Source organism: Sphingopyxis sp. HIX (assembly GCF_001468285.1).
Classification (GTDB): Bacteria; Pseudomonadota; Alphaproteobacteria; order Sphingomonadales; family Sphingomonadaceae; genus Sphingopyxis.
Genome location: NZ_LNSB01000005.1, coordinates 20,006 through 38,834 on the forward strand (window position 1 = coordinate 20,006; position 18,829 = coordinate 38,834).

An 18,829-nucleotide genomic window follows, 5' to 3' on the forward strand; every position below is an offset into this window, starting at 1 on the left:
GCCGCCTGCCGCGGTCAGTATCTTACAAAATCAGCGCGCGAGCCAGCCGCCGTCGACCGCGAGGATATGGCCCTGCACATAGTCCGATGCGCTCGACGCCAGGAACACTGCCGCCCCGCCGATATCCTTCGGGTCGCCCCAGCGGCCCGCGGGGATGCGTTCCATGATTTGGCGGTTGCGCGTCTCGTCCGACTGCAGCGCAGCGGTGTTGTTCGTCGCGATATAGCCGGGCGCGATCGCATTGACCTGCACGCCCTTCGCCGCCCACTCGTTGGCGAGCAGCTTGGTTAGCCCGCCAACGCCCGATTTCGACGCGGTATAGCTCGGCACGCGGATGCCGCCTTGGAAGGTCAGCATCGAGGCGATGTTGACGATCTTGCCCGACCCGCGCGCAATCATGTGGCGGCCCACCGCCTGGCAGAGAAAGAAGAGCGTCTTGAGATTGGTGTCCATCACCGCGTCCCAGTCGGCTTCGGTGAAGTCGACCGCATCGGCGCGGCGGATGATGCCGGCGTTATTGACCAGGATGTCGATCCGCCCATACTCGGCGAGCACGGCGTCGACCAGCGGCTGGACCGCGCCGACGCTCGACAGATCGGCGGCGAAATTTTCGCCCTTCCGCCCGAGCCCGCGCACCTTGCCGACGGTTTCGTCGGCGGCCGAGCGCCCGGCGGCGGCGATGTCCGCGCCCGCTTCGGCGAGCGCGAGCGCGATGCCCTGCCCGATGCCGGTGTTGGCGCCGGTGACCAGCGCCACCTTGCCCGAAAGGTCGAACAGCCCGGCCATTACGACAGCTGACAGATGTCGAGGACGTTCATATCGGTATAATCCTGGTTCTCGCCCGCCATCGCCCAGATGAAGGCATAGGCCTTGGTGCCCGCGCCCATATGAATCGACCAGGGCGGCGAGATCACCGCTTCCTCATTCTGCATCACGATGTGGCGCGTCGCTTCGCCCTCGCCCATGAAATGCATCACGCGGTCGCTATCCACATTGTCGAGCTCGAAATAGAAATAGATTTCGCTGCGGCGCTCGTGGATGTGCGGCGGCATGGTGTTCCAGACGCTGCCTTCCTTCAGCACCGTCAGGCCCATCACCAGCTGCGCGCTGTCGCACACGCCGGGGATGACGAGCTGGTAGATGCTGCGCTCGTTCGATTCGGCCAGGCTGCCGCGGTCGAGCTTGTTGGCGTCGGCGATGCCGAGCTTGCGCGTCGTGAACGCCTTATGCGCCGGGCACGACGCCAGATAGTAACGCGCGCCCTCGCCCGCGAAGCTGACGTCGGTCGCGCCCATCGTCACATAGAGGCAATCCTTGTTGCCGAGCGTGAAGGCTTCGCCGTCGACGGTGACGGTGCCTTCGACCGACGACACATTGACGATCGCCATCTCGCGGCGCTCGAGGAAGGGGTGCCCCGCCGCCGAGGGCGGCTCGGTCTGCGCGGGCAGCTTGACCGGCGCCGCGCCCACCGCGACCCCGCCGATCACGAAGCGATCGGCGTGCGTGTAATTGAGCACGCACTCGCCGGTACGGAACAGGTCCTGGATCAGGTAGCGGTCGCGCAGTTCGGCGTTCGACACCTCCTCCATCATCACCGGATGGGTGGCGTAATAGGTCTTGGAAAACATCGGGGGCATCCTCGCTGACGTTGCTGGTTGAGCGCCGTGCTACGGCTCATGGTAACCGGTGTCAAGATCAACATGGGCGATATGCGCAACGATCGTCAATTTGCACGCCCCCCCGATCGAGCTAGGGTCGTATGAACGTCGTCCGGGAGAGGTCTATTGAGCATCGCCAGCATCGCCCTGCCGCGCATCCTGCGCATCGGCGGCGGCGCATCGAAGCAGCTGCCCGAGGTGCTGACGTCGCTCGGCCTGTCGCGGCCATTGATCGTCACCGACCTCTATCTCGCGGCCAGCGGGCGCGTCGCCGAACTGACCGATGAACTGGCAAAGGCGGGCGTCGTCGCACGCATCTTCGCCGACACCGTCCCCGACCCCACCGTCGCCTCGATCGACGCAGGCCTCGCCTTCCTCCGCGAAGCCGAGCATGACTGCGTCGTCGGTTTCGGCGGCGGCAGCCCGCTCGACAGCGCCAAGGCGCTTGCGTTGCTCGCCGAACATGGTGGCGCGATGGCCGATTACAAGGCGCCGCATGTCCAGGACGAACCCGGGCTGCCGATCATCGCGATCCCGACCACCGCCGGCACGGGGTCGGAGGCGACGCGCTTCACGATCATCACCGACGAAGTGACCGACGAAAAGATGCTCTGCCCCGGCCTCGCCTATCTGCCGGTCGCGGCGCTCGTCGATTACGAGCTGACCTTCACCAAACCCAAAAGGCTGACCGCCGACACCGGGATCGACTCGCTCGTCCATGCGATCGAGGCCTATGTGTCGAAGCGCGCCAATCCGTTCAGCGACGGCATGGCCCTGCTCGCGATGCGCGCGCTCGCGCCGAACCTCCGCCGCGTCTGCACCGACCCGATGGACGCCGCCGCGCGCGAGGCGATGATGCTCGGCGCGACGCAGGCCGGGATCGCCTTCTCGAACAGCTCGGTCGCCCTCGTGCACGGGATGAGCCGCCCGATCGGCGCGCATTTCCACGTCCCGCACGGGTTGTCGAACGCGATGCTGCTGCCCGCCGTCACCGCCTGGTCGGCGCCCGCGGCGCTCCATCGCTATGGCGACTGCGCGCGCGCGATGGGCATCGCCGACGAGGCCGAGGGCGACCAGTCCGCCGTCGCGCGATTGCTCGACGAACTGGCGGCGCTCAACCGCGAGCTCGAAGTGCCCGGGCCCGCTGCCTGGGGCATCGACGCCGCGCGCTGGGAGGCGCTGGTGCCGACGATGTGCGCGCAAGCCGCCGCCTCAGGCTCGCCCGCCAACAATCCGCGTGTGCCGAACGCCGAGGAGATGGCGATGCTCTATGCGCAGGTCTGGGACGGCTAGGGCAGATTCTCGCCCATCGACGTCTGCAGCACGTCATACCATTCGGCGCGCGTCCAGCGCGGCTTGAGCGCGTCAGCGATCTGACCGATCCGTTCGGGCTGGCGCGTACCGACGATCGGGATCGGACGCGCGGGATGCGCGAGGATCCAGCTGCACGTCGCCGCCGCGCGCGACACGCCATGCTCCGCCGCCTTGGCATCGAGCAGCGCCGCGACCGCGCGGCCGCGTTCGTCGGCGGGATCGCCGAGCCGCCCGCCGCCCATCGGCGACCAGGCGAGAAACCCCATGCCGCGCTCCATCGCCTGGTCGAAGATGCCGTCGAACAGCGGATTGAGCGTCAGCGGCGAAAATTCGCTCTGGTGGCTGACGATCGGCAGCGACAGATGCGCGGCGAGCGCCGCGGTCTGCGCCGGGGTGAAGTTGGACACGCCGATCGCCCCGATCTTGCCCGCGGCATGCGCATCCTCGATGACGCGCGCGAGTTCCTGCGGGTGGGTCAAGAGGTCGGGGCGATGCACCTGCCACAGATCGACATGCTCGACGCCGAGCCGCGCCAGCGAGGCGTCGATCGCCCTGGCGAGATAGGAAGCGCTCGAATCATAGGGGGTGCCGAGGATGATCCCGCCCTTGGTCGCAAGCACCATCCGGTCGCGCAGCCCCGGCGCTTCGGCAAAGACCTGACCCAGCAATTCCTCGGCCGCGCCGAAGCGGCCCGCGGTGTCGGCGCCGTAGACATCGGCGGTGTCGAACAAGGTCACGCCGGCTGCGAGCGCCGCCTCGATCCGGACGCGGCCCGCGGCGACGTCGTTATCGGCGAAGCGCCACATGCCCCAGGCGATGGGGAAGACGGACAGGCCGCTCGCCCCGATGGGCAAAGTGGCGGGAACGGGGGGAAGGAGATCGGACATCGCCCCCCTATAAGGCTTCGCACCGCGATGCGCCGCCGCTATTTCACGAATAGGTAGTCGGCGGGGGTCAGGCCGCGGCGATGGTGCAGCCGACGCCGATCCGCCCGTCGAACAGCGCCTCGGCGCGCTGGCCGGGGTCGATGTCATGCACCCCGGTGATCGCCCCCGCCGAGACCCACGTCCCCGGCGCGATCGCGATACCGCGTGCACGAAGGTTACGGATCAGGAACAGCGCCGAACCGAAGGGCCCGTCGAGCATCGCCTCCATCGTCGCGGCGCCGACGACCGCCCCGTCGATGCGGAACTCGACCGGCATCGCAATCAGGTCGCGGCTGCGCCAGTCGGGAATCGCCGGACCGAGCACCAGCCCCTTGTTGTTGCCATAGTCCGACGCGGTCACCGCGGGGCCGTGCTTGTTGATCTCGGCGAAGGGCGAGCTCGCGATCTCGATCCCGGTGCGCACCTCGTCGATGCAGCCGCGCACCGTCTCGATATCGTAATCGCCATCGCCGACCTCGCCGAAGCGCAGCAGCACCTCAGCCTCGGCCGCCGCGAAGCCGCCCACGAAAACCGGCATGGTCGCGCCATCACCGGCGATCTCGTCGACGAAGATCGGCCCTGCGATGCGGTTGTCACCATAGGCTTCGACCAGCCCGGGTGCGATCCGTCCGACCTTCCAGCCGCCGATGCGCCGCCCGTCGCGCGCGATGGCGGCGTCCTGGATCCGGTACGCCTCTTCCAGCGTCGTCGGCATCGCGCCCGGATAGGCGGCGAGCGCGCTGCCCGCCACCCGCGCCGCGACGAAGGCTCGTGCGATGCTGTCCTGTTCGCTAGCCGCCCCCATGTCGATCATCGGCGGCGGCGCGCCAGCTGCCAGTCGTAGAGCGACGGCACAGCATCCACCGCCTGCCCGGTCGCCTCAATATAGGGCGCAGGGTTATACTCGACCGCGATCTTGCGATTGGCGTGCAGGCCGACGATCCGCTCGCCCGGCCCTTCGAGCCCGCTCGAAATCGTCACGCTCGCGTCGGCGGGCACCGCATCGGGCATCACCAGCCGCGCGTTCCACAGCGTGTTGTACAGCCCGTGCCCCGGCTTCCAGTATGGCGCGCCGCCGCCGACCCACAGCTGGTAGCCCCAGCCGCCCTTCGCCTCTTTCGGCGCGATATGCATCACGATCCGGTCGAACAGATTCTGGTGGTTCGACCCGCTATGCTGGTCGATGATCGCGTCCTTCATCACCTCGGGGCGCAGGAACACCGCGCGCGTCGAACGCGTGTTGACGCTGAGCGGATGGATCACGGGGTTCTCGACCTTGAGGTCCTTGACCAGCACATTATGCGCCGAGCCGACATGCACCGAATAATGGGCGCGGCGGTCGCCCGTGGTCGTAACATTGGCGATCGTCAGGCTCGCGGCATTGTCGGTGAGGATGCCGCTGTCCGAGCGGTCGATGACGAGGTCGCGGACCCAGCCGTCGAACACCCCGGTCATATAGATGCCGTTGTAACCCTGCTCGAGATGATGGCCGAAGGACGGCGCCTCGGGAAATTGCAGGCGGAGGTTCTGGATTCCGACATTGGTCAGATGCTGCCACTGCGCGACCACCGCGGGCTGATCGGCGCGGACGTCGTGGAGCAGCGGGTCGCCGAGCGTCACCTTCTTGCCCTTGATCGCCGCGATGCGCGTCGCCTGCACCACCACCGGCCGGTCGGGCGAGGTCCAGTGGTGCGAGCCGATCGGCAGGTCGGTGTCGCCATAGAGCGATTTCAGGATCTTGCTCTTGTCCCCGTCGACCGAGAACCACTGCAGCTGGACGACGTCGCCGACGCGCAGCTTCGATACATCGTCGACGCTCAGCTCGCGCGCGAACTGCTTGCCGACCGCGCCGTTCGCCAGCACCGGATCGCGGACGTCCTTGCTGCCATCGTAGGACACCGGGCGGCTGCCCGCGGGCGCGACGAAGATCATGCCGCCGGCCCAGCTATATTCGGTGAACAGATAGTCGATATTATGCTCGGGCTCGACCTGCTGCTTCTTCTCGCGCACCAGATAGTCGCGCAATTCGTCGTAATCGGCGGTCTTGTCGATGATCTTCAGCGGCCGCGGGAACCAGAGCTCGCTGCCGCCCGGCCCCGCCCCCGCGCCGTCGAGGACGATGTCGCTGCGCGTGATGCGCAAAATCTCGGTGATCTGCGTGCGCCCCCTGGGGAAGCGCAAGGTGACCTTGCCCGCGACCTTGTTCGCGGCGTCGAGCGCGCGCAGCACCGCCTGGCTGTCGTCGAGCCCGTCGTCGGGGATTGCGCCGTAGGTCGTGACATCGACCACCGTGCCCGCATCGTCGGGGATCGGCGCGAGCCCGAAGCCATAGCCGGCGTAGGAAAAATCGGGCAGCGGGTTCGCCGCCATCGTCGCGCGGTCGCTCAGAATCTTCGGCAGCGGCTCGGCATGGGCGGGCAGCGCGCTCAGCATCGACGCCGACAGGGCAAGGCAGCTGGCGCGCCGGAACAGCTTGTTCAAAATCATATCCTCATAACACCGGTCCCCCCGGCACGGCCGCGCCCCAGTGGACCGGCGCCGCCGTGCCGCGGGGTCTTCAGAACTTCGCGCGCAGCCCGACCGAGAAGCGGCGCTCGGACAGGGCATAGCTGTTCAGCGCGGTCGGGTTCACGCTATATTCGCTCGTCGCCGACTTCTTCGGCATCAGATTCTGCGCCTGCAGCGACAACGCAAAATTGTCGGTGATGTCGAAGCCGACCTGCGCGTCGAGCTGCGAGCGCGAGCCGACGAAGCTCGGTCGCCCCTCGGAGAATTCGAACACCGCCTCGTCGCGATAATTATACGCAAGGCGCGCCGAGAAGGGCCCCTTCTCGTACAGCCCGACGAGGTTGTAGCTGTTCTTCGACACCGCGACGAGCGGGAAGCCCGCGGCATCCTCCGAGTCCGAATAGGTGTAGTTGGCGATGATCCCGAAACCGTCGAGCGGCGACGGCAGGAAGTCGAAGAATTGCTGCACGCCGACCTCGAAGCCCTTGATCTTCGCGCTCGAAAGATTCTCGGGGCGCGAGAAGACGAGCTCGCGGCCCTGCGGGTCGAGCGTGGTGTCGACCCCGGTGGTCACGAAGCTGGCGATGAAATTCTTGACGTCCTTGTAAAAGAGCGCGCCCGAGATCAGCGAGCTCTTGCCCGTATAATATTCGAAGCTGATGTCGGCCTGGGTCGAGATCGGCGGTTCGAGATTCACGTTACCGCCGGTGACCGACAGGTTGGTCGCGTTGAAGAAGGTCGAGGGCGCGAGGTCGGCGATCGACGCGCGCTGCATCGTCTGCGACCCCGACACGCGGATCAGGAAATCGTCGGTGACGTTGAACGCGATGTTCGCGCTGGGCAGCACATTGGTGTAGCGATTCTGGTCGTTGCGCAGCGTGCTGACGGTGCCGACATTGACATAGCTGTCGACCGACAGCCGCGTCGATGCGATGCGTACGCCCGCATTGGCCTTGTACGGAATGCCCGCGATCTCGCCCTCGCCCGCCACCATCAGATAGGCGGCGAGCGTCTTTTCGCTGAAGTCATAGTCGCGCTGGAGGTTGGGGAGCAGGGTCGACAGCCCGTTGGCGTTCGGGTTGGGTTCGGCCGCCTGCGCGCGGGTGAAGACATAGTCGAAGGTCGGTGCGGTGCTGAGGAAGCTGCGCGGGAAGGTGCCCGCGATGTCGGGCAGGAAATCCGCCATGTCGATCGACTTGAGGAACGGCTCGATCTCGGCGCGCGTCGGGGTGACTTGGCTGCGGAAGGCGTTCGAGCGCGCATGCAGGTCGGTGTAGCGCGCACCCGCCGAGATGGTGACCCCGCCCGCGGTTTCGTAGCTGACGTCGAGCTTGCCAGTCCATTCCTCGAGCAGCCCGATCAGGCGGTTGCTGCGCACGCCGTTCGTGGCGGGATTGTACGACGCGTAGTTCGTCGGGTTAAAGGTGCCGCCCAGCGTCAGCGACGGGATGCCCCCGCCGCGGAAATCGAACGCACCCGGCACCGGCGCGGTCGCCTGCAGCGTGATGATCTGGATGGTCTGGTCGATCGTGCCCTTGCTGTAATAGCCGTCGGCCTCGATCGTCAGCCCGTTGTCGCCCTCATATTTGCCGTTGAGGCCATAGAGGAAGCTTTCGGTCGGCTCGTTGCGGATCTGCCCAGCGGTGGTGACGGTGCCGTTGGCGTTGCCCGCGACGACCATGCCGTCCTCGACGACGCGGTTGCTCACCGGATTGCTGCCGGTGGGCAGGCGGAAGGCGAAGAAATCCTGGCGCCGCCCGGTCTTGAGCTTCGAATAGAGCGCGTCGGCGGTGATCGTGAACTCGGGGGTCACCTCGAACTGGATCGCGCCGTTGAGCCCGAGCCGCGAGCGGTCGACGGTGAACTGCTCATATTGCAGCAGCACCGGGGTCGGGAACACCCCGCCGCCGGTGCCGGTATAGGTGCGGTTGAGGAAATTGTTGCGCTCGAAGGTCTGCGTCGTCGAGGTGCGCTTCTGATATTCGCCGGCGAGCATGACGCCGATGCGGCCATCGGCGAATTTGGTGGTCGCGAAGCCCGTGATGGCGGGTTCGAACTTCTCGCTATTCTCCGAATAGACGCCCTGCGCCCGAACCGAGATCGTCGGCTCCTTGAACGACAGCGGCTTGGGCGTGACGAGGTTGACCGTACCACCGAGCCCGCCCTCGGCATTGCTGGCGAGCGGCGACTTGCGCACTTCGAGGCGGCCGAACAGGCTGGAGGGCACCGAGTCGAGCCCCGACGAGCGGCCGAGCTGGTCGTTTTCGGGCGGCGAGAGGCGCGCCGACCAGCCCAGGAGCGTCCGCCCGTCGACCTCGACGCGGACCTGCTGAAGGCCGCGCACCGACACCGACTGGCCTTCGCCGAACACCCGGGTGATCTGGACGCCGGTGACGCGTTGCAAGGCTTCGGCGACGTTGGCGTCGGGCAGCTTGCCGACATCCTCGGCGGTGATGACGTCGACGACCTGGTCGGCCTCGCGCTTGATCTCGGCCGCCTGTTCGAGCGAGGCGCGGATGCCACTGACGACGATTTCTTCCTCGGGCGCCGGCGCCGTGTCCTGTGCTACGGCCGGGGCGATGGCGAGCGCCGCGAGCGACACCCCGCCCGCCAGCCTTGCCAGGAAAAAAGTGCCGCGCGTCGGTCCGATAGCCATGTCGTCTCTCCCACCCTCGCCGCTCGATATCGCGTCACGCGCGCGGCGGCCTTTTGATTTTCAGTTTCTTATGTCCCGATCTTGGTAACCGGTGTCAGCATGATCGAATTTCGCATCCATCCTGTCAAGAAAAAACTTGTATGACAACCTCGAAATCAGGGTCGCCCAGCTAAGGGGCTGACAAGGGGCCGCTATTCGCGTCGGCGAGCCACAGGATCGGCTGGCGCACGGGGAAGTTGCGCACGACCTCGCCCGTCGCCGGATCGGCATCGAGTCGACGCCACAATGCGAGCCAGTCGGCGCGGCCCAGCGCGAGGCCGGCGAAGAGCAGGCTCGGCTGGCGCACCGGAAAGCCGTCCCAATATTCGATGTCGGGCGGCAGCGGCCACCGCGCCTTGTCATCGATATAGGGCGCCATCCATGCGGCCGCCTGCCCGATCGAACGACCGTCGGGCGTCGCCCAGGCGATCAGATCGCCCTTCCCTTCGCAAAGCAGCCACGCAGTCGCGGCGAGCACGTCGAGGTTGAACAGCGCATAGGCATAGGGCTTGGTGCGCGCGAGTTCGAGCGGCTGGCGCCCGTCGGGCTCGATCTGGTTGGGGATGATCACCGCCTGAAGCCGCGCCAGCGCGTCGGCCAGCACATCCTTGCGGCCGAGCAGCGCGGCGAAAGACACGACCTGAAGCAGCCAGCACGTCCCGTGGTTATTCTTCTGGTCGCGCTCTTCGATCCCGAACGGCGAGGCCAGCAGCCAGTCGAGATAGGCCGCGAACCAGCCCTCGACCCCCGCGCGGATCGCGGCATAGCCCGGCGCGCCGGTCTCGGCGAAGCATTGCGCGGCGCGCGCGACCTCGACGATCTGCAGCGTGTCGATCACCCCGATCGCGCGGCCCTGGTTCACCCCGATGATCGCCTGCGCATGGTTGAGGTTCGGATTCATCCGCGTCGCGGGATCGACGAACCACGCCGCCAGATGCCGCATCGCCGCGACGGCGAAGCGATCATCGTGCGTCAGCTTCCACGCCGCCGCGAGCATCGGCACCGTCCGCCCGAACGCGATCAGCGCGTCGCGATGCCCGTCGAATTTGTCGGGGTTCGACCGCCCGTCGCGGCGAATGTAAGCCCCGCCGGGATTGGCCGGATCGGGCCACCAATAATCGCCCTCCGAATAATAGTCCTGCGGTCCCGCCGGGCTGCGCGGCGCTGGAATGGCCGCAATCGTGCGCGGTTCCTCGCCCAGCAGCGCGATTGCCCGCGGCACCACCCGCGCCCGCTCGATCGCCGCAATATCGAAGCCGTCCTTGCGCGCCATCGCCGCCGTCGGCCAGGCAAACAGCGTTGCGAGCAACAGGGAACGGCGCGCGATCATGCCCTGCCCTAGCGCGCCCGATGGCGCAGCGCGAGGTCGCCCGCGACGCTGCGCGGATAGGCGCCCGGCCCCCAAGCCGCATCGGCGCGCACGAGCAGTTCGTCGAGCGCCTCGGCGGGCCAGCGCCCCTCCTTATACGGCCAGTCGGCGCTCCGCCCGCGATAGGCGGCGACATAGTCGGTCGCCCGGCGCAGCGAGCGCCCCTTTTCCTCTACATCGTAGAGATCGATGCCGAGGCACGCCGCGCTGTCGGCGACGCCATAGGCTGCGTCCAAGGCATAGAGCGAATAATGGAAGCTGCGCGTGCGCGTCAGCTCCTCGGGCAACGCGCCCTGCGCATCGACCTGCTTCGCTAGGCGCGCCTTCGGAAAGGCCGCGACGATGCGCTGCGCGACCGCGGGCCGCCGCGCGAACAGCGCGAAGCGCGCGACCTGCGCGTCGTACCACAGCCCGTGATTGTTGCGCTTGGCGCCCTCGGCCTTGCCGTTCGCGCTCTTCAGCATCCAGTCGAGATGGCGCGCGAACCAGTTTTCGAGCGCCGCATTTTCCTCGGCCGTCAGCGCCCCCGAGGGCGCGATCAGCCCGACCGCGTCGATCACCCCGATGAAGGCGGCGCCGTCGAGCACGCCCTCGGGGCGACCGTTCGAAATGCCCGGCACCGCCTGTGCATAGTCGAGCCCAGGGTTCATCGCGGTCGCGGGGTCGAGGAACCAGGTCCGCACCACGCGTGCCGCGCCTTCGGCATATTTCGCCTCGCCGCTGTAATAATAAGCGAGCGCCAGCGCATCGGCCTCGCGCGCCATGCGGCTCAGCGCCACGCGGTCGAAGCGGTTCGACTCGACATCGGGATTGGTATCGCCGTCGCGGCGCACATAGGGGCCCTTGGGATTGGCGGGGTCGGGCCACCAATAGCGCGCGAGGCTGACATAGTCGTGGCGGTCGCCCGAGACCGGAATGCTGCGCTTGTCCATCACCGACGCGGGTTTCGCCGCCAGCGCCTGATCGGCGCGCGCAATCAGCTCGCGATAGGCGGCTGCGACCACGGTATCGCTCGCCAGGCTCGCCTTGATCGCGGTGAGCTCGTCGGGATGCAGCCCGAAGACCCGCCGCCCCTCGAACGCCGCGGCATAACCCTCTTCGCCCCGGCAGACGGCCACGCCGCTCTCCGGAGAAAAAGCCGCCGCCGCGGATGGCATCGCGGCGGCGGCGGCGACCAGGACCAGCGGGAGGATGTGCTGGCCCGGCCGGAAGCGCTTTCGGATCACAGGCGGACCCGGAACCCGAAGAAATATTGCGTGCCGCCACGCGACACCTCGGCGATGCTGTCGTAGCTGCCCTTATACATGATGTCGGGGGTGCCGGTGACGTTGAGCGCCTGCAGCTTCAGCTGGACGTTCTTGGTCAGGTCGTATTGCGCCGACAGGTTGAGATAGGTGCCGCCGCGGATCTCGCGGTTGGTGCCGCCGTTGGGCTTGTAATAGCCCGAGCGGTAACGGAGGTTCGCGCGCAGCGAGAGCCCCCATTTCTCGAACCAGACCGACCCGCTCGCGGTCCATTTCGACAGCCCGATCAGATTGGCCGGATCGACATAGGCGGCGACGGGCGAGGTGTCGGGATATTCGAAATTGGCGAAGGCGCGGTTGACCGATCCCTGCACCCCGAAACCGTCGAGCGGGTCGGGTAGCCAGGTGAAGGCATGGCTCGCGGTCGCCTCGACGCCGTAAAGGTCGCGCGTCTCGAGGTCGTTCGACGGCGCCACGGGGTTGATCGTGAAGGTCTCGGTCATCGGCGCGCCGCCGTCGCGGATCGTCGTCACCGTGATGTCGGTCGGGATCGGTTCGGAGCGGCCGATCACGGTCCCCTTCGCCCATTTATAATAGCCCGCGACCGAAACCAGCGTGTCCTTCGACGCATAGAGCTCGAGGCTCGCATCGATATTCCATGCGCGCAGCGGCTTGAGGTTCGGGTTGCCCGTCGTCGCGTTGAAGATGATATTGTCGACGCCGATCGCATCGACCGTCGGGGTCAGGCTGATCCCCGCGCCGAAGCTCTCGATCCCCGAGCGCGCGATCGCGCGATAGGCGGCGAGGCGCAGCTTGACCTGCTGCGACAGGTCGAAGGCGATATTCGCGCTCGGCAGGAAATAATTATAGCTGCCCTTGGCGGTGTTGGTCGACAGCGGCTGCGTCGGGTCGACCGCGATCGAGTAATCGTCGCCGACCGTGTCGATGGTCAGGCGATAGGCCTGGCGGAAACCGGTCGAGCTGATGTCGGTCTTGACCCAGCGCAGCCCGACATTGCCGCTGACCGGCACGCTGCCCATGTCGGTTTCGAAATTGGCCATCGCATAAGCCGCGTAAATCCGCTCGGTGACGTCAATGTCGCTCGGGTCGCGGCCGTCGGCGGGATAGGGCAGCGCATCGTCGCTGCCGGTGAAGGTGCGGAACAGGCAGTCGTTGTCGAACGTCGCCCAGCGCGTGACGTTCGTCCCCATCCCCTGCATGTAGCTGGTGGTGGTGAAGGGCACGCGGCAATTCTGGTTCGCCTGCCCGATCAGCTGCGCCGGGGTCACCCCGTTGATCGCGACCAGCGTGTTGAGGTCGCTGTTGCGCGCATTGTCGTTGGTGCGGTGGTGGTCCGACACCCGCCCGCCGATCTTCACGCTGGTGATGAAGCCGTCGAACTCGCGCTCGGCGTCGAGCCGCGCCGCCCAGATGCGATCCTGACGATCGGTGACGAAGCGGTTGCGCGCATAGACCGCGTTCGCGGCGTTGGCGAGGAACAGCCCATGGTCGGTGATGTCGAAATTGTCGAATTCGACCACCGGTACGACGTCGTCCTCGACATAGGTCAAAGTATAGCCGACGCGCCGCGTCGAGCGCATGCGCGTCTGCTTCTGCGTCTCGGTGCGGTGGCTGTTCGAATAGGAGCCGTCGAAGGCGATGTTCCAGCGGTCGGGGGTCCAGATCAGGCTGACCCCGCCGCCGATATATTCCTCGTTGCGCTGGCGCGTTTCGAGTTGGTTCTCGAGGTTCGAATTGCCGCGATAGCTCATCAGCGCATTGGCCGAATAGCCGTTGCTGCCGTTGCCGATAAGCAAGGGCTGGACCCCGCGCAGCCCCTCGGTGATCTGGAGCACGTTGCGGTCTTCGAGGCTCGCGCGCTTCGAATATTGACCGTCGATCGCGATCTCGAAATCGGGTGACGGGCGCCACTGGATCGCGCCGATCAGCCCGTCGCGCACCTCGGAGGTCGTCTGGGTGCGGAAGCTGCGCGAGCTGTTCGCGAAATAGGGATCGACGATCATCTCGTTCGCGTTGCGCGGCGCGGCGGCGAAGGTGCAATTCACCGTGTTGGTCAGACCATTGGTCGCCGCGGTGTTGCACAGCTGGAAGGTCGCGTTGGCGTTATAATAATCCTCGGGCGCGGTGGTGTCCTGCCGCTGATAGCCGATCGACACGCCAATATCGCCGAGCCCGGTCTCGAACTGGTCGGTGTAGGAAAAGTTCGCGCGATATCCGAGCCCGTCGTGCTGATAGACGTCATTGTCCTGCGGCTGGAAATCGCCGCGCACTTCGAACTGGATGCGGCGCTTGCCATAGTCGAGTGGGCGCATCGAGCGAAGCTCGATCACCCCGCCGACCCCACCTTCGAGGAAGTCGGCGCGCTGGGTCTTGTAGACGAGCACGCCGTTGACGAGCTCCGAAGGGAATTGCTGGAAGGCGACCGAGCGATCGGGCCCCGCGGTCGACACCTCGCGCCCGTTGAAGGTCGAGAAGCTGAGCGTCGGGCCGAGCCCGCGGACCGACAGCTCGTTGGCATTGCCCTTGAAGCGGTCGGCCGAGACACCGACGATACGCTCGAGCGTGTCGCCGATCGAATTGTCGGGGGTGGCGCCGATCTCGTCGCTGACCAACCCGTCGACGACGACGTCGGCGGCGCGCTTGAACTCGATCGAGCTGCGCTGCGTCGCGCGCGCGCCGGTGACGATGATCGCGTCGTCGTCGGTCGCGGCCGCGGCCGCGGCGACCGGATCGGCGGGCTGGCTTTCGGCTTCATCGGCAGCCGGCGCCTCCTGCGCCGATGCCGGCACCGCGGCGAACAGAGCAGCCGATGCCAAGAGCGCGCCGCGCGCGACCGAAAGCGACGATGACCTCATATTCCTCTCCCCTTGTGGTGCCGCCGGGCAGACGGCGCGACCCGGTTGATACCGGTGTCAAACTCAAATGTATGACAACTTGATAGTTGTCGGACAACTTGGAGTCAACGGGGATGTTGAGGGTGGGGCGTGTTATCGCTGAGGAGGGGGAATGTCGGGAAACGGGCGGGAGCTGCCGCAGGCTATTTTCAGATTCGCGCAGAGGCGCAGAGGCCGCAGAGAGATTGCGCCTTTCCTCTCTGCGGCCTCTGCGCCTCTGCGCGCATTAATTTGCCAGGCAAAGTGCAGCTGGTTTCGAGCGTTAGCGGTCAAGCCGACCTATAGATTCCGTTCGTGTCGAGCGAAGTCGAGACACGCCGAGTGCGCGCGCGCCTTTACGTGTCTCGACTTCGCTCGACACGAACGGAAGCAGAGACAGGTCTGGAAACCACCCCAAAACCACCGCCCTCAAAAAAAGCCTTTCCTAATAAATCCGGCTATGCCAGCGTCGATCTCGACTCTTCCGCTCGGCGCATACAGCGGTCTCCGAGGTCTCTATTCGGGAGGCGCACTGGGCTGAACTTTCCTGAACTTTGGAACAAGGCAAAGGCCGCGCCCCACCCCCGAAACCACCCTCAATACCGCCCGCGCTTCCGCGCCAGATCATACATCGCGCTTCCCGCCAGGACATACGCCCCGCTGCCGTAGAATTGCGTCTCCGTCGCCGACACGCTGTCGGGCCGGTCGCCGACCTGCTGCACCCAGCCTAGCATGCCGTCGCTCTGCACCCCGCGCACCACCGCGTTCCAGCCGCGGATCGCCGCGGGCTCATAGGCGGCGCGGTCGAGCAGCCCGGTATCGACGCCCCAGGCGAAGGCGTAAGTGAAAAAGGCGGTCCCGCTCGTCTCGGGCGGCGTGCCCGGGTCGGTGTCGAGCAGCGAGGGCGACCAATAGCCGTCGGGCTTCTGCAGCGTCAGCAGCTTCGCCGCCATCTCCTTGAACAGCCCTTCATAATAGGCCCGCTTGGGGTCCTTGCGGTCCATCGTCTGGAGCATGCGCACCAGCCCGCCCATCACCCAGCCGTTGCCGCGGCTCCAGAAGAGTTTCCGCCCCTTGGCATCGCGCATGTCGAAGAAGCGGCTGTCGCGGAAATAGAGCTTTTCCGTCGGATCGTAGAGATAATCGGTGGTCGCCTTGAACTCTTCATGCGCGAAATCGGCATAACGCTTGTCGCCCGTCACCTTGCTCATCTGGAGCAGGGTCGGCGGCGCCATGAAGATCGCATCGCACCAGCACCAGCGATCGGTACAGTCCGACGTTCCCTTGCCCGGCGCATGTGGAACGAACTCCAGCCCGATCGTCGGGCGATTGGCGAGCACATGGTCGAAATAGGCGCGCGCTGGCGCGATCGCCGCCTTGCCCCCGCCGTTCTTCGATGCCCAGATCCACGCCTGCGCGATCAGTTGATCGTCGGCGTGGAAAGGTTTGTCGCCGAGCTTCCATCCCTGCTCGCGGCCGAGGTCGAGCAAGGGCTTCGCATAGGCCTTGTCGCGCTTCGCAAGCTCGGTCAGCGCGACCCAGAAGGTCGCCTGCTGCCAGTCGCGCGGGTTCTGCACGCTCTTGCGCGCCGCGGGCATCGTCGCCCAATTCGTCCGATTGGCAAGCTGCCAGTCGGCGACGCGGCGCGTGTCGGCGAGGATTGCCGAGGCGCGCGGCATCTGCGGTTCGGCCTCCGCCACGACGGCGGGCGTCGAGGCGAGCATCAGCGGGGCAAGCAGGGTCAGGGACATGGCACTTCCTTTGCGGGCAAAAGGGCGACGGAGGAAAGGGTGAGGCGCATCGCGCCGCTTGTCGAGAGAACGGCGGGCGCGGTGACCTGGTCGAGGCGCGCGCCGGGCAGGCAGGCGAGCGGGACGGTCAGGCTTTGCCACCCCTGTCCCGCCAGCGCAGCAAGCCGCGGCGCGATGTCGAGCCGCGCGCTGCAGCCCGGGCCGCAGCGCAGTTCGAGCATCGCCGGGCCCTTGGGCGCTTCGTCGACGCGAAGGTCGAAGGCGATCGCCAGCGGCCCCGCCCGCGACAGGTCGGCGGCGCGCGCATTGGCGATGATCAGCGTGCCGCGCGCGCGTCCCGACCAGATGATTTCGCGCGCATCCTCCTGCGCGTCGCGGTCGACCGGGCGCACCGCGACCGCGCCATTGTCGGCGGCGCCGTCGATCGCCTGCGGGCTGTCGTTGGCGGCGTCGATCAGCAGACGGCGCGTGCCCGTCGGTCGTCCACGCGCGAACAAGGTGCCGGTCAGCGCCTGCTCGACCGCGATGCCCGGGTCTTCGGATAGCGGCGCAGTCACGCTGCGGTCGGCGAGCGTCAGCCCGTAGCCGAAGCGATAGAGCGGCCGGTAATCGCTATCGCCGACATTGAGCGGCGCCCCCTTGGCATCGGCGGGCCATGAAAAGGGCAGCCGCCCCTTGAAGTCGGCCTTGCCGAAGAGGACATCGGCAACGCCGCCGCCCTCGGACCCCGGCAGCCAGGCGGCGACAAAGGCGTCGGCGGCATCGATATGGCGGTTCACCCACAAAGGCCGCCCCGACAGGAAGACCGCGACCACGGGCACGCCCGCGGCGCGCAGCCGCTGCAGGATCGCCAGATTGCCGCGCGTATCGTCGAAATAGAGGTCGGCGCGGTCGCCCTGGAATTCGGCATAGGGGTCTTCGCCGAACACGACGATCGCGGCGTCGGGCTTGACGGCATAGCGCCCGTCGATCGCCAGCGTCGCGGTGCCGCCCCCTGCCGCTACCGCCGCGCGCACGCCTGCGAAGATTGAGGTCGCACCGGGGAAATGCTCGGGCTTGGTGCCCGTCCCCTGCCAGCTCAGCGTCCAGCCGCCCGATTGTTTGGCGACATCGTGGGCGCCGTCGCCCGCGACGAGGATATGCGCGCCGGCCTTCAGCGGCAGCACGCCGTCATTCTTGAGCAGCACCAGCGACTCCTGCACCGCTTGCCGCGCCACCGCGCGATGCTCGGCGGAGCCCAGCAATTCGTAGCGCCCGGCAAAAGCGCGCGAAGACGGCCGCCCCGCCTCGAACAGCCCCGCGCGCAGCTTGACGCGCAGGATGCGCCGCACCGCATCGTCGAGCCGCGTCATCGGCAGCGCGCCCGACTTGGCGGCGGCCAAAGTCGACGCATAAAGCCCCTTCCAGCTCGCGGGCGCCATATAGAGGTCAAGCCCGGCGGCGAGCGACGCGGGGCAGTCGGTCGGGGTACAGCCCGGCACTTTCGCATGCCCATCCCAGTCGCCGACGACCAGCCCGTCGAAAGCCCAGCGGCGCTTGAGCACATCGGTCAGCAGGCTGGCATTGCCGTGCATCTTGGCGCCGTTCCAGCCCGAGAAGCTCGCCATCACGCTCTGCACATCGGCGTCGAGCGCGGCGACATAGGCGGGTGCGTGCAGGCGGATCAGTTCGGATTCGCCCACCTGCGCATCGCCGCGGTCGCGCCCGCCCGCGGTGCCGCCGTCGGCGATGAAATGCTTGGCGGTCGCGACGATATGCGGCCCCTTCAGCCAATCGGCATCGCCGCGCCGCCCCTGCAGCCCGTGGACGAAGGCGGTGGCGTAGTCGCGGACGATCGCGGGGTCCTCGGCAAAGCTCTCATACGTCCGTCCCCAGCGATCGTCGCGCGCGACCGCGATCGTCGGAGCGAAGGTCCAGTCGAGCCCGGTGACGCGCATCTCGATCGCGGTCACCTGCCCGATCTTCTCCATCAGCGCGGGATTGCGCGCCGCGCCGAGCCCGATATTGTGCGGGAACAAGGTCGCGCCGACGATATTGTTGTGGCCGTGCACCGCGTCGGCGCCCCACATCACCGGGATGCGCGGCAGCTCGCCGTTCCGGCGCATCGACGCGTCATAATAGGCATCGGCCGCGGCGACCCAGTTCGACGCCGGCCCGAATTCGTCGCCGCCGGGCGACGAGCTGCCGCCGTTGAGGATCGAGCCCAGATGATAGGCCGCGACATCCTGGGGGGTCGTGCTGCCGATGTCGCCCTGGATCACCTGCCCGACCTTCTGCTCGATCGACATGGCGGCCAGAATCGTATCGATCCGCGCCTCGATCGCGGCCTCGGGCGCAGCCGCCGGACGCGTGGGCCAGCGCGCCGGATCGGCGACGCCCGATGCCTGCGCACCCGTCATCGCGCCACAGCCGGCGAGGATCAACGCGCCCGCCATCGCCAGCCTCACGGCTCGACCCACATCCCTCTCCC

General features: G+C 67.1%; 12 protein-coding genes. 1 reads left to right on the forward strand and 11 read right to left on the reverse strand.

Features of this window, described 5'->3' with window-relative positions; translation table 11 throughout:
• Window positions 1-30: 30 nt before the first annotated feature.
• Both kduD and kduI read right to left on the reverse strand, forming a co-directional pair.
• A complete protein-coding gene (kduD, locus tag ATE62_RS03795) occupies window positions 31-786 on the reverse strand; it encodes a 2-dehydro-3-deoxy-D-gluconate 5-dehydrogenase KduD (RefSeq protein ID WP_058807047.1) in 756 nt (251 codons plus the stop codon).
• Window positions 786-1,628 (reverse strand): 5-dehydro-4-deoxy-D-glucuronate isomerase, encoded by an 843-nt coding sequence (gene kduI, locus ATE62_RS03800; RefSeq protein ID WP_058807046.1) that lies wholly within the window; start codon window positions 1,626-1,628, stop codon window positions 786-788. Before kduI ends, kduD begins: the two co-directional genes overlap by 1 nt.
• 156 nt (window positions 1,629-1,784) lie before the next feature.
• On the opposite strand from kduI, the gene ATE62_RS03805 reads away from it, so the two are divergent.
• Window positions 1,785-2,951: an iron-containing alcohol dehydrogenase gene (locus ATE62_RS03805; protein WP_082662582.1), complete on the forward strand. Its 1,167-nt coding sequence runs from the start codon at window positions 1,785-1,787 to the stop codon at window positions 2,949-2,951.
• Here ATE62_RS03805 and ATE62_RS03810 read toward each other — a convergent pair.
• From ATE62_RS03810 to ATE62_RS03850, 9 genes are all read right to left on the reverse strand, one after another.
• Entirely contained in the window at window positions 2,948-3,859 is a 912-nt protein-coding gene (locus tag ATE62_RS03810; protein WP_058807045.1) for an aldo/keto reductase, read from the reverse strand. The two genes, ATE62_RS03805 and ATE62_RS03810, sit on opposite strands and share 4 nt — an antisense overlap.
• Before the next feature lie 67 nt (window positions 3,860-3,926).
• Window positions 3,927-4,712 (reverse strand): 2-keto-4-pentenoate hydratase, encoded by a 786-nt coding sequence (locus ATE62_RS03815; protein ID WP_331458540.1) that lies wholly within the window; start codon window positions 4,710-4,712, stop codon window positions 3,927-3,929.
• On the reverse strand, window positions 4,709-6,379 hold the full coding sequence (locus ATE62_RS03820; protein ID WP_058818426.1) for a hypothetical protein: 1,671 nt from the start codon (window positions 6,377-6,379) through the stop codon (window positions 4,709-4,711). The genes ATE62_RS03815 and ATE62_RS03820 overlap by 4 nt, the downstream gene beginning before the upstream one ends.
• Window positions 6,380-6,455: 76 nt before the next feature.
• Window positions 6,456-9,062 carry a TonB-dependent receptor gene (locus ATE62_RS03825; RefSeq protein ID WP_058807043.1) on the reverse strand — a complete coding sequence of 869 codons (2,607 nt, stop codon included), beginning with the start codon at window positions 9,060-9,062 and terminating at the stop codon, window positions 6,456-6,458.
• 169 nt (window positions 9,063-9,231) lie between these two features.
• Window positions 9,232-10,431 carry an alginate lyase family protein gene (locus ATE62_RS03830; protein ID WP_058807042.1) on the reverse strand — a complete coding sequence of 400 codons (1,200 nt, stop codon included), beginning with the start codon at window positions 10,429-10,431 and terminating at the stop codon, window positions 9,232-9,234.
• An 8-nt stretch (window positions 10,432-10,439) separates the two neighbouring features.
• Window positions 10,440-11,588, reverse strand: a complete 1,149-nt coding sequence (locus ATE62_RS03835; RefSeq protein ID WP_197411610.1) for an alginate lyase family protein — start codon at window positions 11,586-11,588, stop codon at window positions 10,440-10,442.
• 104 nt (window positions 11,589-11,692) lie between these two features.
• A complete protein-coding gene (locus ATE62_RS03840; protein ID WP_058818427.1) occupies window positions 11,693-14,590 on the reverse strand; it encodes a TonB-dependent receptor in 2,898 nt (965 codons plus the stop codon).
• Window positions 14,591-15,204: 614 nt separating this feature from the next.
• Window positions 15,205-16,359: a glycoside hydrolase family 88/105 protein gene (locus ATE62_RS03845; RefSeq protein ID WP_058807040.1), complete on the reverse strand. Its 1,155-nt coding sequence runs from the start codon at window positions 16,357-16,359 to the stop codon at window positions 15,205-15,207.
• On the reverse strand, window positions 16,350-18,818 hold the full coding sequence (locus ATE62_RS03850) for a glycoside hydrolase family 3 protein (protein ID WP_231736065.1): 2,469 nt from the start codon (window positions 18,816-18,818) through the stop codon (window positions 16,350-16,352). The genes ATE62_RS03845 and ATE62_RS03850 overlap by 10 nt, the downstream gene beginning before the upstream one ends.
• Window positions 18,819-18,829: the final 11 nt, after the last annotated feature.

Bases quoted from the DNA above. Each gene is read 5' to 3' on its own strand.
- ATE62_RS03830 (WP_058807042.1), bottom strand. From the start codon at position 10,431: ATGATCGCGCGCCGTTCCCTGTTGCTCGCAACGCTGTTTGCCTGGCCG.
- ATE62_RS03815 (WP_331458540.1), bottom strand. From the start codon at position 4,712: ATGATCGACATGGGGGCGGCTAGCGAACAGGACAGCATCGCACGAGCC.
- ATE62_RS03845 (WP_058807040.1), bottom strand. From the start codon at position 16,359: ATGTCCCTGACCCTGCTTGCCCCGCTGATGCTCGCCTCGACGCCCGCC.
- kduI (WP_058807046.1), bottom strand. From the start codon at position 1,628: ATGTTTTCCAAGACCTATTACGCCACCCATCCGGTGATGATGGAGGAG.
- ATE62_RS03810 (WP_058807045.1), bottom strand. From the start codon at position 3,859: ATGTCCGATCTCCTTCCCCCCGTTCCCGCCACTTTGCCCATCGGGGCG.
- ATE62_RS03840 (WP_058818427.1), bottom strand. From the start codon at position 14,590: ATGAGGTCATCGTCGCTTTCGGTCGCGCGCGGCGCGCTCTTGGCATCG.
- ATE62_RS03825 (WP_058807043.1), bottom strand. From the start codon at position 9,062: ATGGCTATCGGACCGACGCGCGGCACTTTTTTCCTGGCAAGGCTGGCG.
- kduD (WP_058807047.1), bottom strand. From the start codon at position 786: ATGGCCGGGCTGTTCGACCTTTCGGGCAAGGTGGCGCTGGTCACCGGC.